Annotated in this window: 14 protein-coding genes; 10 read left to right on the plus strand and 4 right to left on the minus strand. The window is 53.9% G+C overall.

The window, feature by feature from the left end:
* The first annotated feature begins 1 nt into the window (after nucleotide 1).
* Genes AC5JQH_RS18220 through AC5JQH_RS18230 form a run of 3 tightly spaced genes read left to right on the plus strand, consistent with a single transcriptional unit; the run spans nucleotide 2 to nucleotide 3,431 of the window.
* The gene (locus tag AC5JQH_RS18220; RefSeq protein ID WP_008172126.1) at nucleotides 2-253 is read left to right on the plus strand and encodes an OadG family protein; all 252 of its coding nucleotides are present in this window, start codon (nucleotides 2-4) and stop codon (nucleotides 251-253) included.
* A 41-nt stretch (nucleotides 254-294) separates the two neighbouring features.
* Nucleotides 295-2,082: a sodium-extruding oxaloacetate decarboxylase subunit alpha gene (gene oadA / locus AC5JQH_RS18225; RefSeq protein WP_273157769.1), complete on the plus strand. Its 1,788-nt coding sequence runs from the start codon at nucleotides 295-297 to the stop codon at nucleotides 2,080-2,082.
* 14 nt (nucleotides 2,083-2,096) lie between these two features.
* Nucleotides 2,097-3,431: a sodium ion-translocating decarboxylase subunit beta gene (locus AC5JQH_RS18230; RefSeq protein ID WP_039881922.1), complete on the plus strand. Its 1,335-nt coding sequence runs from the start codon at nucleotides 2,097-2,099 to the stop codon at nucleotides 3,429-3,431.
* A 52-nt stretch (nucleotides 3,432-3,483) separates the two neighbouring features.
* Here AC5JQH_RS18230 and AC5JQH_RS18235 read toward each other — a convergent pair whose 3' ends face one another.
* From AC5JQH_RS18235 to imuA, 3 genes are read right to left on the minus strand one after another with little or no spacing between them, the layout of a single operon-like run.
* On the minus strand, nucleotides 3,484-6,603 hold the full coding sequence (locus AC5JQH_RS18235; protein WP_273157770.1) for an error-prone DNA polymerase: 3,120 nt from the start codon (nucleotides 6,601-6,603) through the stop codon (nucleotides 3,484-3,486).
* Nucleotides 6,603-8,021: a Y-family DNA polymerase gene (locus AC5JQH_RS18240; RefSeq protein ID WP_008172120.1), complete on the minus strand. Its 1,419-nt coding sequence runs from the start codon at nucleotides 8,019-8,021 to the stop codon at nucleotides 6,603-6,605. Before AC5JQH_RS18240 ends, AC5JQH_RS18235 begins: the two co-directional genes overlap by 1 nt.
* Nucleotides 8,022-8,030: 9 nt before the next feature.
* Nucleotides 8,031-8,720, minus strand: coding sequence for a translesion DNA synthesis-associated protein ImuA (gene imuA, locus AC5JQH_RS18245; protein WP_092031874.1), 690 nt, complete (start codon nucleotides 8,718-8,720; stop codon nucleotides 8,031-8,033).
* A 128-nt stretch (nucleotides 8,721-8,848) separates the two neighbouring features.
* Between imuA and AC5JQH_RS18250 the strand changes: the two genes are divergently transcribed.
* Nucleotides 8,849-9,196, plus strand: coding sequence for a 4a-hydroxytetrahydrobiopterin dehydratase (locus AC5JQH_RS18250; protein WP_008172116.1), 348 nt, complete (start codon nucleotides 8,849-8,851; stop codon nucleotides 9,194-9,196).
* 45 nt (nucleotides 9,197-9,241) lie between these two features.
* Here AC5JQH_RS18250 and AC5JQH_RS18255 read toward each other — a convergent pair whose 3' ends face one another.
* Nucleotides 9,242-10,228 carry an integron integrase gene (locus AC5JQH_RS18255; protein WP_405419159.1) on the minus strand — a complete coding sequence of 329 codons (987 nt, stop codon included), beginning with the start codon at nucleotides 10,226-10,228 and terminating at the stop codon, nucleotides 9,242-9,244.
* Between the two features lie 762 nt (nucleotides 10,229-10,990).
* On the opposite strand from AC5JQH_RS18255, the gene AC5JQH_RS18260 reads away from it, so the two are divergent.
* From AC5JQH_RS18260 to AC5JQH_RS18285, 6 genes are all read left to right on the plus strand, one after another.
* Nucleotides 10,991-11,269: a hypothetical protein gene (locus tag AC5JQH_RS18260; protein WP_228346582.1), complete on the plus strand. Its 279-nt coding sequence runs from the start codon at nucleotides 10,991-10,993 to the stop codon at nucleotides 11,267-11,269.
* A 521-nt stretch (nucleotides 11,270-11,790) separates the two neighbouring features.
* A complete protein-coding gene (locus tag AC5JQH_RS18265) occupies nucleotides 11,791-12,108 on the plus strand; it encodes a hypothetical protein (RefSeq protein ID WP_053113006.1) in 318 nt (105 codons plus the stop codon).
* 114 nt (nucleotides 12,109-12,222) lie between these two features.
* Entirely contained in the window at nucleotides 12,223-12,621 is a 399-nt protein-coding gene (locus AC5JQH_RS18270; RefSeq protein WP_008170669.1) for a DUF6930 domain-containing protein, read from the plus strand.
* A 191-nt stretch (nucleotides 12,622-12,812) separates the two neighbouring features.
* Entirely contained in the window at nucleotides 12,813-13,991 is a 1,179-nt protein-coding gene (locus tag AC5JQH_RS18275) for a dsDNA nuclease domain-containing protein (RefSeq protein ID WP_493805807.1), read from the plus strand.
* Nucleotides 13,991-14,470: a hypothetical protein gene (locus AC5JQH_RS18280; RefSeq protein WP_475165004.1), complete on the plus strand. Its 480-nt coding sequence runs from the start codon at nucleotides 13,991-13,993 to the stop codon at nucleotides 14,468-14,470. The genes AC5JQH_RS18275 and AC5JQH_RS18280 overlap by 1 nt, the downstream gene beginning before the upstream one ends.
* Nucleotides 14,467-16,251 carry a hypothetical protein gene (locus AC5JQH_RS18285; protein WP_493805808.1) on the plus strand — a complete coding sequence of 595 codons (1,785 nt, stop codon included), beginning with the start codon at nucleotides 14,467-14,469 and terminating at the stop codon, nucleotides 16,249-16,251. The genes AC5JQH_RS18280 and AC5JQH_RS18285 overlap by 4 nt, the downstream gene beginning before the upstream one ends.
* Nucleotides 16,252-16,650: the final 399 nt, after the last annotated feature.

Here is a 16,650-nt window from a genome sequence, read left to right on the forward strand (position 1 = left end):
TATGAATGACCTGATGTCACAAGCCGTCGATCTGATGATTGCCGGAATGGGGTTTGTATTCGTGTTCCTCATTATTCTGGTGTTCGCGACACTCCTCATGTCCAAGCTCATAGGACGGTTTGCGCCGCCAGAGCCGGCAACCCCGGCCAAAACGCCACGTGCCAAGCCGAAGGCGCCCGCGTCGGTTGACCCTGACACCGCCGAGGCCATCAAGAAGGCGATTGCACAATTCCGGTCCCGCCACAAGAAGTGAACCGGTAAAAGACTAGAACCTTTAAACAGAAGGCTGACACGATGACTGACACAAAGAAACCGCTGGGGATTACGGACGTTATCCTGCGTGACGCCCACCAGTCCCTGCTTGCCACCCGTATGCGGCTGGATGACATGCTGCCAATTGCCGAGAAACTCGACAAGGTCGGTTTCTGGTCCCTGGAATCCTGGGGCGGCGCTACCTTTGATTCCTGCATTCGCTACCTGGGCGAAGATCCCTGGGAGCGCATCCGCGAGCTGAAAAAAGCCATGCCCAACACCCAGCAGCAGATGCTGCTGCGCGGTCAGAACCTGCTGGGCTATCGTCATTATGCGGATGATGTGGTGGACCGTTTCTGTGAACGTGCCGCTGAAAATGGCGTTGACGTATTCCGTATTTTCGACGCGATGAATGATCCCCGTAACCTGGATCGTGCCATTAAAGCCGTCCGCAAGACCGGCAAGCATGCCCAGGGCACCATTGCCTACACCACCAGCCCGGTGCACACCATCGAGATGTGGGTAGAGCTGGCGAAAGAAGTTGCCGACATGGGTGCGGATTCCATTGCGATCAAGGACATGGCCGGTATCCTCAAGCCTTACGTGGCCTATGATTTGGTCAGCCGTCTGAAGAAAGAGCTGGATATTCCGATCCACATGCAGTGTCACGCCACCACCGGCATGTCGACCGCTACCGCCATCAAGGCTGCGGAGGCAGGTATCGATAACGTGGATACGGCCATTTCCTCCATGAGCATGACCTACGGCCACTCGCCCACAGAAGCCGTGGTTGCGATCCTGGAGGGTACAGACCGTGACACCGGCCTGGACCTCAACCTGCTTGAGGAAATCGCCAGCTACTTCCGCCAGGTACGCAAGAAGTACGCGAAATTCGAAGGCAGCCTGCGTGGCACTGATTCCCGCATCCTGATTGCCCAGGTACCGGGTGGCATGCTCACCAACATGGAAAACCAGCTGCGTGAGCAGAACGCCAGCGACAAGTTCGACCAGGTTCTGGACGAGATTCCCAAGGTTCGCGAAGACCTGGGCTTCATCCCGCTGGTAACCCCGACTTCCCAGATCGTCGGTACCCAGGCGGTACTGAACGTTCTGACCGGCGAGCGCTACAAGTCCATCTCCAAAGAAACCTCTGCAATCCTGAAAGGCGAGTACGGTGCTGCACCGGCACCGATGAACAAGGAACTGCAGGAACGTGTTCTGGATGGCAAAGAGCCTGTGACCTGTCGTCCGGCAGATCTGCTTGAGCCCGAAATGGACAAGCTGACTGACGAACTCAAGAAGCTGGCCGACGAGAAGGGCATCAAGCTGGCTGACAACGTTGAAGACGACGTTCTCACCTACGCGCTGTTCCCGCAGATCGGCCTGAAGTTCCTGGAGAATCGTGACAATCCGGACGCGTTCGAGCCGGTTCCGACCGCTGAAACCGCTGCTCCGGCTGCCAAGTCTGAAGGCCCCGAGACCTACACCGTTGAAGTGAATGGCAAGAAGTTTGTGGTTGCCGTTTCTGAAGGTGGCGAGATCAGCCAGATCCAGGGCGAGGGCGGTGCCGCTTCTGCACCGGCTGCTTCCTCGGCTCCGGCACCCGCAGCGGGTGAAGGCGAGCCTGTGGTTGCACCGCTGGGTGGCAACATCTTCAAGGTCCTGGTTTCTCCGGGTGACACCGTGGAAGAGGGCGATGTGATGATTATCCTCGAGGCCATGAAAATGGAAACCGAGGTTCGCGCGCCGAAAGCCGGCACAATCGGTGAAGTCTTCATCAAGGTCGGTGATGCCGTCTCCCCTGATGACGAAATGCTGACAATCGCATAAAGGGCCAGCATTCCATGGAAAAATTAATGACACTCTGGACAGGCAGTGGCCTGTTCAACATCGAGATCGGCCAGGTGATCATGATCGCCATCGGCCTCGGTCTTCTCTATCTTGCGATCAACAAGAAATTTGAGCCGTTGCTTCTGGTACCCATCGGGTTCGGTGGCATTCTGGCGAATATTCCGGAGGCAGGCCTGGCCCTGACTGCGGCGGAAAATGCGATCCACTTTGCCCTGAAGGGTGAGTCAACCCAGATTCTGGCTGCTCTGGCTGCACCCCTGGATGTGGCTTATCAGGCAGGGCAGGCGGTGACGCCTGAGCTTAAGGAAGCCTTCAAGCAGGCTGTTAAAGAGGCAAGCTACTCTGAAATGGCGGCGGCTAACTCCCTGGCTCAGGATTTCGGTTACGGCAATGGCATGCTGTACAACTTCTACTCCGTTATCATCGGCAGCACCATTGGTCCGCTGCTGATCTTCATGGGTGTAGGTGCAATGACGGATTTCGGTCCGCTGCTGGCCAACCCCAAGACCCTGCTGCTGGGTGCCGCTGCACAGTTCGGTATTTTCGGTACGGTCATCGGTGCGGCGTTGCTGGACTGGACCGGAATTCTGGATTTCACCATTCTGGAAGCAGCCGCCATTGGTATCATTGGCGGTGCCGATGGTCCTACCTCTATCTACGTGTCCAGTGTTCTGGCTCCGCATCTGCTGGGTGCAATCGCGGTATCCGCCTATGCGTACATGGCGCTGGTGCCGATGATTCAGCCGCCAATCATGAAGGCGCTGACCAGCCAGAAAGAGCGCTCTATCAAGATGTCCCAGCTCCGTCCCGTGAGCAAGCAGGAAAAGATCATTTTCCCGCTGGTGGTACTGATTGCCGTGGTTCTGTTCCTGCCGGATGCAGCGCCGCTCCTGGGTATGTTCACCTTCGGTAACCTGATGCGGGAATGTGGCGTGGTTGAGCGTTTGAGCGACACCGCTCAGAATGCCCTGATCAACATCGTGACCATCTTCCTGGGTTTGTCTGTTGGCTCCAAGCTGATGGCAGACAAGTTCCTGGATGGCCAGACCCTGGGCATCCTGGGCTTGGGCATTGTGGCCTTTGGTGTTGGTACGGCAACCGGCGTTCTTATGGCGAAGCTGATGAACAAGTTCACCAGTGAACCCATTAACCCGCTTATTGGTTCTGCCGGTGTATCTGCGGTGCCGATGGCAGCGCGGGTTTCCAACAAGGTGGGCCTGGAAGCCAACCCGCAGAACTTCCTGCTGATGCACGCCATGGGTCCGAACGTGGCCGGCGTTATCGGCTCTGCGGTTGCTGCGGGTGTAATGATCAAGCTTCTTGGCTGATTTGTTCACCGCAGTACAAAAAGCCCCGCCTCTGTGCGGGGTTTTTTTGTGTCTAATGAAAATTCCTGGAATTCACGGGTAACGACTGAATCAGGTGGCTGAGGTCCGAAAGCCGACCTGCCATCACATGCACAATGTCTCCCTGTCGCTCCAGCACTCCCTTCACATGCAGCAACCGGGCAGTCAGTAACGGCTTGCGCTGTCGCCGTGCCGTTTCCAGCCACACCACCACGTTCACGTTGCCGGTTTCGTCTTCCAGAGTGACGAAGGTGACGCCGGAGGCGGAGCCAGGGCGCTGGCGGCCGGTGACGAGGCCGGCGACCTGAACCGGAATGCCGGCTTTGGTACTTTTCAGTTGCTCGGCACTGAGGCAGAACTTCAGATGGCCCTGTTCCCGCAGTAATGCCAGTGGGTGACGCTGCAGGGTGAGGCCCTGGCTGGCGTAGTCGGCCAGCACGTTCTGGCCTTCCGAGGGTTCCGGCAATTGCTGGCAGTAGTCCGGCTGGTAGTCGACCGCTGTTTCCTGAGCGAATAGCTCAGCAGGTTGTTCATGGTCGAGCAGTTGCCAGTACGCCTGGTGGCGGTTGGCGGCGAATGCCGGCATGGCGTTGGCCCCGGCGAGTAGTTCCATATCCCGCTGGTTGAGTGCGGCCAGGCGGCGAAGCTCGCTGGCAGAGCGGTAGCCCTCGGCTGGCCGGTTCTGGTGGATACGCTCGGCGCCGCTAACGGACAGACCCTGGATAATCCTCAGGCCCAGTCGCAGATGGCGGTCTTCGTCTTGCAGGTTGTGGTCCCACTGGCTGGCATTTACATCCGGCGGCAGCACGGTGACATTGTGCCGGCGGGCGTCCTGCACCAGTTGTGAAGGCGAATAGAACCCCATGGGTTGGCTGTTCAGCAGGGCACAGTAAAACGCCGCCGGATAGTGCCGCTTGATCCAGGCGGAGACGTAGACAAGCAGGGCAAAGCTGGCGGCGTGGGATTCGGGGAAGCCATAGCCGCCAAAGCCGCAGATTTGCTGGTACAGCCGTTCGGCGAAGTCGGCATCGTGACCACGTTCGAGCATACCGGTGACTAGCTTTTCCCGGAACGGGGTCAGGTCGCCGTGGGATTTCCAGGCCGCCATGGCCCGGCGCAACTGGTCGGCTTCGCCGGCGGAGAAGCCGGCCGCCACCATGGCCAGTTTGATCACCTGTTCCTGGAAGATGGGCACGCCGAGGGTGCGCTCCAGCACCTTGCGCACGGCATCGTTCGGGTAATCCACCGGCTCCAGGCCGTGCTTGCGGCGCAGGTACGGGTGCACCATGTCACCCTGGATGGGGCCCGGCCGCACGATGGCCACTTCGATCACCAGGTCGTAATAGGTTTCCGGTTTAAGGCGGGGCAGCATGTTGATCTGGGCCCGGGACTCCACCTGGAAAACCCCGATGCTGTCGCCTGTCTGAAGCATGGCGTAGGTGTCACGGTCTTCCTGGGGAATGTCCTGTATCCGGAAAGGCTGGCCTTTTTCATCGCTGATCAGTTCCAGCGCTTTTCGAATGGCGGAGAGCATGCCAAGGGCCAGCACATCCACCTTCATCAGTCCCAGGCTCTCAAGGTCGTCCTTGTCCCACTGGATTACGGTGCGGTCGGCCATGGCAGCGTTCTCCACTGGCACCAGTTCGGCCAGTGGCCCGGCGCTGATCACGAAACCGCCCACGTGCTGGGACAGATGTCGGGGGAAGCTCAGCAGGGTATTCACTAGGGTGAAGAACTGGTCCGCCACCTGTGGGTTGCGGGTGATTTTCTTGTCGAGAATCTGCTGGCGCCAGTTGGTGGCCTTGTCCCGCCAGTCGATGCCTTCCAGCAGCTGTTCCACCAGGGCCGGATCAAACCCCAGGGCCTTGCCGACATCCCGAATGGCGCTTTTGGGCCGGTAACGGATCACCGTGGCAGCCAGGGCGGCGCGCTCACGGGTATAACGCCGGTAGATATACTGGATAACCTCTTCACGACGTTCGTGCTCGAAATCCACATCGATATCGGGCGGTTCGTTTCGGTCTTTGGAAATAAACCGCTCGAACAGCAGTTCCACCCGGGCCGGGTTCACCTCGGTGATGCCCAGGCAATAACAAACCGCAGAGTTTGCTGCCGACCCCCGCCCCTGGCAGAGAATCCCCCGGCTGCGGGCAAAGTCGACAATATCGTGGATGGTGAGGAAGTAATGCTCGTAGTTCATCTCCGAGATCAGGCCCAGCTCCTTGCGGATCAGGCTCTGAACCTGCAGTGGTGTGCCATCCGGGTAACGCCGGCGCTCGCCTTCGCGGGTCAGCCGTTTCAGGTAGCCGGCCGGAGTCTCGTCCTCCGGCACCAGGTCTGGCGGGTATTCATAGCGCAGGCTGCCGGGCTCGAAGGTGCACTGGTTGGCAATGGTCAGGGTTTCATGCAGCCAGGCTTCCGGAAACAGCCGTTGCAGAACGGGCAGGGGGCGCAGGTATCGCTCGCCATTCTGGAACAGGCAGTGGCCGGCATTCTCCAGATTGGTGTGATTGCGCAGGGCTGTCAGTACATCCTGCAGCGGCTGGCGCTCCCGGCTGTGCATGTGCACCTCGCCCACGGCAGCCACGGGAATGCGCAGCTGATCGGCCAGCCAGTGTATCCGTGCCAGCCGCTGCTCCTCGCCGGATTCCAGGGTGCGGGCCGCGGCAATCCAGATCCGGGGGTCAAACAGTCGGGCCAGCCACTCGCCGCAGGCCAGCGCCTGATCGGAATCCGCTTCGGTAGGCGATGGGGGCAGCCACAGACAAAGGCAGTCATCCAGGGTGTGGGTTTCAATGTCCCGGTAATACAGCTGGTAATGGCCTTTCTCAGCCCGCCGGCGGCCGGTAGTGATCAACTGGCAAAGCTGGCCATAGCCTTTGCGCGTGCGGGCCAGAAGGATAAAGCGAGGAGAAGCGGCGCCGGTGGGGGCATCCGACAACTCAAACCAGCTGCCGGTAATGAGTTTTACAGGACTTTCTGCCAGCGCCGCCCAGGCCCGGGGAATGCCGGCAACGGAGCAGGCATCGGTGATGGCCAGGGCGGTGTAGCTCAGCTCATGCGCTCGCTCAGCCAGTTCGTGGGGATGAGAGGCCCCGGTGAGGAAGGTGAAATTGCTGAAGCAAAACAGCTCTGCATACTGCTGCCCGGACATCAGCCAAACCACCCATGCACAAACCAGCCTTCCCGGGCATCCCGGAAGACCCAGGCCAACTGGCCGCTGCTCAACTGGGCAATGTAATAATCCCGGTGCACGCGCTGGCCATCCCACCAGCCACCGCTGATGCGCTCAGGCCCGGAAAACCAGGTAACGGGCGCCTCGGTCAGCGGTTGCGGGCCTTTCAATAACCAGAGCGGCCGCCTGGGCAGTTCTGCTGCCGGTACTGGCGGCGTTCCGGTTTTACGCAGAACTTCCGAGGCCGACCAGGCCCGTTCGGGACGATGATCCGCCTGGGGCGAGAGCTGCCTGAGAGCCTGATCGCCCAGGCGCGCCTGCAGCCGGCTGATCAGGGTATGCCAGGCTTCATTCAGATCCTGGGTTTCACCCAGCAGATCCTGCCCGGAGGGTGCTTCCCGTGACAGGAAACGCTTCACCAGCAAAACCATGGAGATAACCGGGGCGCTCAGGGAATGTTGCTCCAACCGCAGACGAACCAGGTTCAAGAAATGATCGGCCCGGTGCTCCGGCCCGGATGTGCGAATCTGCAGCCGGGTTGGTTCCGCATGCCGGTGCTTCAGAACCAGCCGCAGGCTGTCGGTATCCTGCTGGCGCCAGCACAGATCCTCTTCCAGTTCGACAAGCATGCGCTGGAGCGGAAACAGCAGCCCCTGGGTGTGTTCTATTTCCTGCACAAAATCCGCCTGTTGCCGGAACGAGTGGGGCGGCTGCCAGGGCGTGCGGGGATCTGGCCGGGTGCCCTGGATTTTCTGGATGTAAGCCAGTAACTCCGGAGACAGACGCCGTGCCAGTTCGCCGGGCGGTAAATCAAACACCTCCCCCAACGTGTTCAGCCCCAGGCGCTGCAAACGGGTACAGGCTTTCTCGTTGAATTCAGCTGCCAACAGGGGCATCTGGCTCAGGCTTCGAAGAATGTGGCCTTTGTCTGCCGTGCATTCCCCCTTGCCGGCGCGGGCAATCAGCCGGGCCGACAGAGGGGTATAGCCAATACCGATCCAGGCATTCAGCTGGCGCTCATTCAGCCCCTGTTCCACGGTTTGCCAAACGGCGGGCAGCCCGCCATACAGTTTTTGAAGGCTGCCAATTTCGGCCAGCAGACCATCGGGCGGCACCAACACAATATGGGCCGCATAGCGGTACAGCCAGCGGGCCTGATCTTCCAGAATCCTGGCTTCCTGGGTTTCATCAGCCCGCACCATGCCCAGATCCGGAGCCAGGCTGATGGCGGTTTTCAGGCGCATGCCGCTACGAATACCCTGGCTCCTGGCGTCCGGGCAGGCCTGGATCACCTTCTGGCCAGAGCCTTCAACCACCACCAGGGCGCCCTCATCTTCACGGGTGCGCCGAATATGGTCCAGCACCAGGTGCGGGAAATGCAGATACAGCCAGAGCATGGAGCGTTATTACCCGGTTGAACCCGACCAGGGGCCCCGGACAACCCGGGTGGTTTCACGGAAGGAGAGATCGGCCCGCTGGGCCATGGCCAGTGAACAGCGCTGCCCGGGCCAGCTACCCCGGCGCTTGAGCACATTCACCTTGAGATCCTGCTGCTCCCCCGGTTCCAGCTCCAGCCGCAGGGCAGCCGGAGAATTCTGCCCGGCGTAACGTCGTTCCCGGAACAGCACACACACATTGCTCCCGGCTTCGGCGGCCAGTTGCAGGCGACGGACTTCCCGTGAGGCCAGCTTGCCCGGCCAGGCCATTACCAGGCCTGTTACTGGTGAGCGCAGGCAGTTCTCCAGTGTCCACAAAAAGTCGCCCTCATCATCGGTATGGATCAGCACCACCTGGTCCAGGTTGACGCCTTCCCGGGCCAGGGCAGGGGCATAGGGCGTATGCGGCGGGTTCAGCCAGAACACGCTTTTGCCCTCTTCGCACACCCGTTGCATCAGCGGCAGAAGCAAATGCAGCTCACCAATACCCGGTGCATCCAGCAGGCATTCGCTCAAGGCACCCCGGGGCCAGCCCAGGCCTCCGAGCTGGTTATCCAGCACCTGGTAACCGGTTGATTGCGCAGGCTGTGTGGTCTGGGTGTGGCGGTGCCCCTGCCAGACACGGGCATCCTGCATCAGCGTGTTCAGAAGCTCGCTCATGATGAAAACTCTCAAAATACTGTTTAAATATACAGTATTCGGAAAGCCGCCGGATTTCAAGAGAAGGGTTGATAAAGCGAAGGGCACGACCCACGCTTGTAATACAGCCATCAACCATGGAGGTTGAAATGAGTGACCTGAAAGCACACAGCTGTGAAGCTTGCAGCCCGAACGCAAGCAAGGCGACCGAGGAAGAAAAGCAGCAGCTGCATAAAGAGGTTCCAGACTGGGAAATTCTGGAAATTGACGGGGAAGAACAGCTTCATAAGGTCTACAAACTTAAAAACTTTGTGAAGGCCCTGGAGTTCACCAACAAGATTGGCGAACTTGCCGAAGAAGAAGACCATCACCCGGTGGTTGTTCTGGAATATGGCAAAGTTGCAGTGAGCTGGTGGAGCCACGAAATCGGCGGCCTGCACAAGAACGACTTCATCCTGGCAGCGAGAACCGACGCTGCTTTCAACGACATGCAATAACCTCATACGCGGCGGAATCGCCTTCCGCCGCGGTCCTTCCTGAGTCTAGAAGCCTTCATCAACCGGACTGCGCACACCAAAACCGCCCTTGCGAACAACGTGGGTGTAGATTTCTGTAGTGCGTACATCCGAGTGGCCAAGCAGCTTCTGGATAGTGCGGAGATCATAGCCGGCCTCAAGCAAACGGGTAGCAAAACTATGACGAAAGGTATGACTACCCGCGAGTTTGCGGATACCTGCCGCCTGAATAGCCCGGCGAAAGTGCTTCTGAACAGTTCGGTCGAGCAAGTGATGCCGCCGGCGAGTGCCAGAGCGAGGATCTCGCGAAAGCTCCTGCGCTGGGAAGATGTATTGCCAGGCGGGCTCCTGACTGGCGCCTGGATATTTGCGGTCCAGGCCTGCCGGAAGATAAACCGAGCCGAATCCCTTCAAGAGATCCGCCTGATGCAAATACAGCGCGGAATCGATCTGTTGCTTTAACGGTTCGATGAGGCGATCCGGTAGCAGTGTAATCCGATCTTTAGAGCCTTTGCCGCCTCGAACAATCAACTGTTGCATATCAAAATCAACATCTTTGACTCTTAGGCGCAGGGCTTCGTTGATACGCAGACCAGACCCATAGAGGAGCATGGCAACAAGCTTGTAATCTCCGCCCAGGTTGCGAATCACAGAGCTGGCTTCTTCCTTACTGAATACCGTTGGAAGCTTCACCGGCTTTCTGGACTGTTCGAACTTCAGGTCGTCCAAAGGTTGGCCAAGGAATTCACGGTATAAAAATACCAAGGCGTTCAAAGCGACTCTCTGGGTTGAAGCGCTTGCGTTTGCCTGCAAAACCAGATGAGACAGAAACGATTCGACTTCTCCAGAGCCCATGGCTTCAGGGTGCTGGAGGCCATGGAAACGGATGAAACGTTTAATCCAGAACAGATAGGTTTTCTCTGTTTTATACGCCATGCCCCGCAGGCGTATGAAGCTCCGAACCTTGTCCAAAAAACGGGTTGGTTGTGCAGGTATCGGGGTGGGGATATCCATATCCATTCATCCTTTAGTGCTGTTTTTATATACAGTACTTCGGTTTGGGTTGAAGTCAAGAGAGTGATGTTGGCGGAGTTATACGAACGCGTTCGCAAAACTCCAAAAATCACATGAGAAATGACGGTAACTATCTGATAGGGTTGAGAAGTTAGAAAAGTAATGGCGGAGTTATACGCCTATGGCGGGAGCAGGAGTGGCTCAAGAGGGGGCGTATAACTCCGGCGGTAGCCGTGGTAAGTGGCGCTCAAGAGCTTGTTTTTATTCAACAAACTCGTATTTTCTTGAGTATTTTCGAATGGAGTTTTACGAACGGGTGATATACGAACGCGTTCGTATAATTAGCTGTTATGGTTGCTGAAGCGAGCAGGTTGGCATACCTTTGACATGGGTAATAATTCTATTCTGAGGGAGGATTCTATGTTAACCAAACTTTTGAATAGGGCGCGCTTTGCCGATTAGTAGGAGCACAATCCCGTTGGGCTAGTAAGACCTGAAAATAGCGCCCGCGGCTGTGTCATCTAGGTCGGTGAAGGCAGTGGCAAATAGTGACGGGCTTCATGCATGAACTTTTGGTCTAGTGCATGAAATACCAAGTTTCCGCGCCTTGCCCACCTTCCAGCGTTCAAAGAGAACCATAACAAGTCGCAGCAGTACGCGGCCGATGGCCGCCGGACGCCCTTTCCATGGCTCCTTCGTCGCCATTCCAAGGTCGCCGCTGTGCTTCGGCGTTATGTGGGCAGAACCAGCGAGTAATTGAGGATGCTGCAACGAGTTGTTATAGGGATTTTTGTCGCCTCGCTTTTGGCAGCTGCCGTCGCGATGTTTATGGGGTATCAATCTCCAGCCAAGTATATCGCTGCGCCTGCACTAGTTTTTTCTGGTTGGGCTGCGTTGGGTCATTTGGTTACCTTGGACGATGACGCTCCAGGTGAGTGGTCAAACCCAGAGGGTTCGAAGGCAACATGGCATCGCTCGATCGGAGAGTTAATCATTAAGATCGTGGTTTTTGCGGCAGTGGGGATAGCTTTCTATGCCTAGCCACATAACCAGTCGCTTAAGTACGCTCCGGGCCGTCGGCCCTCCACCGGACCGGTTTTCCGTTGCACTCCAAACCGGCCGCTTAGCTCAGCGTTATTGGCCCGGCATTCGTGAGTTTTTAGCAAGTGGGGTGCAAAGGCCTTGGCACCGGGATTGGTTGTAAGCCCGCTCACTCTGGTGATCGCCAAGGCCGGAAAATTCGCTGTCTGGTTTGGTTGCCACAATGCCCAGCAGTGTCGGTATTCATGACGTGCCCCAGTCGTGGGGCCGTCCGTCTTAAATGGTAATCGGGTCGGCGGCTTTTGCGTTCTGGTTCCTTTCGCCATCCGTCGAGTTGGTGCAAGCTGTCCGGGAGAGGGCATGCGGCCTGGGTGTCAGGCTCAACCACGGTGGTGAACGGCCATTAACAAGGCGGTCAACCGGACGCCAAAAGCGTACCGCTTTTGGTTCCCTCCGCTGGCGCTCCTGCACCGGTTACCTCAGCGTTATGCAGGTACTGAGATCTAACCAAGGAGGGTGAGGTGAAGGAAGTCCTTGATACCATTGATTCGGCGATAAAACGCCTTGTTTCGCCAACTGCAATGCTGGTGGCAGCAGCGCTTCTCACTCGTGGGCTTGATAAGCCAGGCAGCAACACCTTCGTTATCCATGGACTGATCTTTCTCTTGGTGGTTTATGCCTTTGGTTACCTTGCGTTTTCTGCGGCAGTTGCGATCAAGGAATTTGATGAATTGGGGCTTCGGTTTTGGCAAAAAGGCGTATTCGGATTGTCTTTTATGTTGCTGTACTTGGTGCTTTTTGTCGCAGCCATCTACTTCGGGCTCGGCAAAATTGCATAACCAGTAGTTGTAGTTCGTTCCGGGCCTCCGGCCCTACACCGGACGCCCATTTCGCTGCGCTGCATGTGCGCCGCTAAACAAAAGCGTTAGATTTAAAAGAATCAGGAGAGTACGTTGCCAATTGAGCCGTCTGATTATGCCCACAATGAAGCCTGGCTGCTTTTCCAATTGAACGAAGCACCGGTGATGACGGAGGCCGATGGAGATTTCAACGCTATGGCCATCATGGAGGTGGCAACGGGGATGATCTTTGGCATGGAGCTTGTTCAGGTAAGCATGTCTGGTTTGCCGGAATTCCTGTCACGGAAATTGTTGGCCGACGCTGAAGGCCAATCTGGCTCAAGACCCCAAAAATTGTTCATAGCGACTGAGTACCACGCGGATGATCTGGTCAAAGTCGCTGAGGCCATGGGGATTGAAGTTGAGCGAGTCCCGGCCAAAGATCTATCCGGCATAACACAGGAAGCGAGGGAAGGTTTCGCGGCCCATGTTTCAGGCGGTAGGATCCAATAAATCTAACCAAGTGTTCCAGTTCGTTCCGGGCCTGACGGCCCTCCACCGGATGCCCTTTTCGCTGCGCTACAAGGGCACCGCTGAACAACGGCGTTATACGATGGGTCACACTGAGTTACTCTCAAGGATCAATAAAAGGATCAGGAAATGCGCATCATAAATCGAAGAATATTTCCTGAAGGAAGATAAGCGTGGCAGAAAAAAATATCCGTAGTCCAAAGCTTCATGAAGTCGAGCCACGGGAGAATGTTGGAAGGGAAACCATTGCCCGCTATCAAGCCCAGTTTCGCGGAGCGGCTTTCGAGTGTTTGTCTCTATTGGAGGATGAGACGCTAGACCGTGTCTATTGTGATTATCAAGACGATTTCGTGGCTCGCCTCAATGTCGAGGGGAGTTATGTCTATAATTTTTTTCAGGTCAAAACCAAGGGAAAATTGAATTACCAATGGTCTGTAAACGATGTCTTGGGGATAAGGAAAGGCGCTAAGACATGCGAGCCAGCCAAGATTACCGATAGCTACGTTGGAAAACTCCTGATCCATACAATCAGGTTCGAGAACTCCTGTGGTAACGTCGTTTTTCTCACCAATGTGCATCTAAATGATGGTTTAGAGGGATTGCGAGATGCCATACAGGACGATAGTGATAACAACTATTACAAATTATTGCTTGAAAATTTTAATGACGCTTTGTGCCCAGAAGCGCCCATAGAAGATCAGGGTGTTATAGAGCGTATTAAGAAGCTTCAGATTAAGTCTAATATTTCTTATTTAAATCCACACGATGATAAATTTTTCTCTGAGGCAAGAGAGACCATTTATAAATACAGTGAAATAGATTTGCAGCGTTCAGAGTGTGAGGAAATCCTTAACAGTCTTATATCTCTTGTCGAACGGAAGTCGTTTGGCAAACTATTAGAGGAAATAGGAGAGCGCGACCTCGATGATATAGCAGGCGTTAGTCTTGCCGAAATGCTCGATATTCTTAGTATCTCCAAAGCGGCATATCAGAGCTTAAAAGATAGCGGCGACTCACAAGCCATCAAGAATGCTTCTATTATTCACAGATTGATGAGTAAGACCGGGGCGTCAGAGCGAATGATAGAGTTCGTGTCTGACTGTAAGGTTCGATGGGATATATGGTTTAGGGACAAACGCCATACTATTCCAGAGTTTGACCTGAATTTCATTTTAGAAGAAATAGAGAAAAATGCTGCTGAGTGGGTGAAATTAGGAGAAAGCCTTCCATTGCTTCAAAGTCGAATCAATATAGTATTGTCTGCCTTGGATACTGAAGGTTTGTCTGCCACTCTTAATCGTGAACTCCTTCTAGGCGCTGTTTTCTCGTTTTTAGTTAGAGGAAATGCGTGATGGATTACGAAGAATTCTTTCAAGAAGCGTCTGAAAAAGAAATTGTATTGCCTCTAGATCAGTTCAGTGGTTCGGCACCTCATCGGCTTAGCAATGAAGCGCTTTTTCATCTTCCATTGCTCGCGATGACTATTCTCTTGTTGTCTAAAACACGCCGTAAGCCTAAGTCAGACGAACTAGGTCAGTTGATTGGCGAGTGTTTTGAGAGAACATTTTCAGGCTTTAAAGGTTCATCCCAACACTTGGGATGGTCGGCAAACCTTAGGATGCGGACAGTTAAGGCGCTAACCTTTCTTGAGACAGTAAGCCTTGTTGAGGTCGATCGCCATGATTCTCGCATTAAAGTCACCGAGTTTGGGAAAAAGGTCGTATCAAAAGCAATAGATGTACAATCAGACCTCGGTTACACACTCCAGCTAATTGAACGAAATTATTTTGATCTACAAATAGAAAAACAAATTGCAATGGATTTGGAATGAAACTTGTTGAATTAAAAATTCATCCTTCAGGGAAGGCCGGTTGGGGTTCGAAGGATCTTGTGTTTGCTAGCGATATCACCCAACTATATGGACCGAACGGCGCAGGGAAAACGCCTGTCATTCATTCTATTGCCTTCGCGCTTGGCTACCCTGTTAGATACAGGGACGATATTATGGTGAAATGCTCTTCAGTTCGCCTGACTGTAGAGCATGAAGAGGAATTCTTCACTTTCGAGAGGTCATTTTCTGATAAGTTTCACATAGAAGTATCGGAAAAAGGTTCCAAGGAAGCACGTATTTTCTACAACGAAAAAGAGATTTCTGAGTACCTATTCTCGAGGCTTGGGCTGTCATCACTCGCGTTGACGACCAATAATAATGAGCCTACTTATCCGTATATCTCAACATTCCTACCGCTCTTTTATATTGACCAAGATGCTGGTTACACAAGTGCTTACAGGCCTCCAGGTAGTTTCATAAAAGATCAATACGCGGAGATGGTCAGGCTGGGGCTTGGAATTGCTCCGAAGCACTCGTTCGAGGCTAAGCGTTTTCTCATAGAAAAGAAAAGGGAGCTTGATTTAGTAAATATTCAAATCGTCAACACTGAGGAATTCATACGCAAACTTGAAGAGCAATCCGATATTGGTAACATTTCTGTTTCTGAGATTGAGGAAGAGTTGGAGCAATTTAGAGGCGAGCTGGAAAAGCTCCGTAATAGTTTTGATGCGACGAACGATGCCGATTATGTACTACAAAGACTGATTCGCGAGAAGCAGAATGAACGGCTTAATCTTGCGGCTTCGATCAAGGATCTAGAAAGCCGGATATCAGGGTTCAATAGGATAAAGAACGAAATAGAGATCGAAATTAATACCTTGTCTCTTAACGAAGAGTCTAGACGGCTGTTCAGTTCTTTTAAAGAAATTTGTGCAGCACCAGGTTGTGGTCTTTTTACATCAAGTTCCGATTCGTACGGAAAAAATTTGCTTTATCTTCGCGATCAAATCAAAGACTTAGACAGAAACACAAAATTTCAAGAAATAAGGTTGGATGAATATATATCGAGATTAAGAAAGATCGATGAGGAAATTGCCTCCCTCGAATCCAATTTGACGAAGGAAGAGGAGAATTCCCATACAACGTCTTTGATAGCTGCAATAAGTGCATTAACACGATCAATTATTGATCGCCAAGGAAAAAAAGACGTATTGGAAAGGATCGAATCCGAGAAACATGATTATGTTCAGCTATTGAATAAGCGTAAGGGCCTTCAGGGCGATATATCTTCTTTTGAAGGCGGAGCGGGTTTGGGTGATATCAGAATTCTCGAATTCAGAAATTCTTATCGTAAGAAGATTGTCGAATGGCTTGATGTGCTCAGTACAAAGAACGTTTCGAGGGACATTGCTGTCGATTCTGATTTTAATGTTTTGTTTGGGGCGGAAAAATTATCCCAATTCAGTGGTAGTACACTTTTGCGAACAGTCCTTGCTCTCAGGGCTGCCTTCTTTGAATTGTTCATTTCCATGGAATGCACTTCCATAGAGTTCCTGATATTTGATACGCCACGGCAACATGATATTGAAACTAAAGATTTTGCAGCATTTATCGCCAGGTTAAAAAGTATCTGCAAAGGTAATCGAGCTCAGATCGTCTTCTCTACCACAGAGTACCACTACAACGCAGCAGAAGGGGACGTAGAGTGGAAGCCGGAATTTTCTGGCTTTGAACAGCCAATGTACTTAGGTGTAATTGATAATAATCAAGCACCTAGCTAGGCCCTGTAAAGTTAAGATATGAAATTTTGAAGGTTGGAATGCCATAAAAAGTCGAATAAATTGTATGCCCGATTTTTACAGAATGTGGAAATAGTGATGCTGGCGCGGATTACGTATAACAAACGCAAGCACACGGAACAATTTTACGCTTCGCTTCAAATTGTCCGGTGTTGCGGGCGTTATGTGTTCAGGGATGATTCTAGATGGTGAAGTTTTGTCCGGACTGTGGAACAGAACTCAGAGAAGTGACAGTGCCCAGCTACTCCTGGGTGCGGTGTTTCGAATGCGCTGCGGAGTGTGGCACTGTCTACATCCAAGTGGTTGATGTTCGGAATACCTATCCACTGGTCGCCACTTTTCCAAAAATTCCGCAGCTTTTGAATGGACTGCCCAGGGAAA

The sequence above is a fragment of the Marinobacter sp. H13 genome, assembly GCF_059072335.1.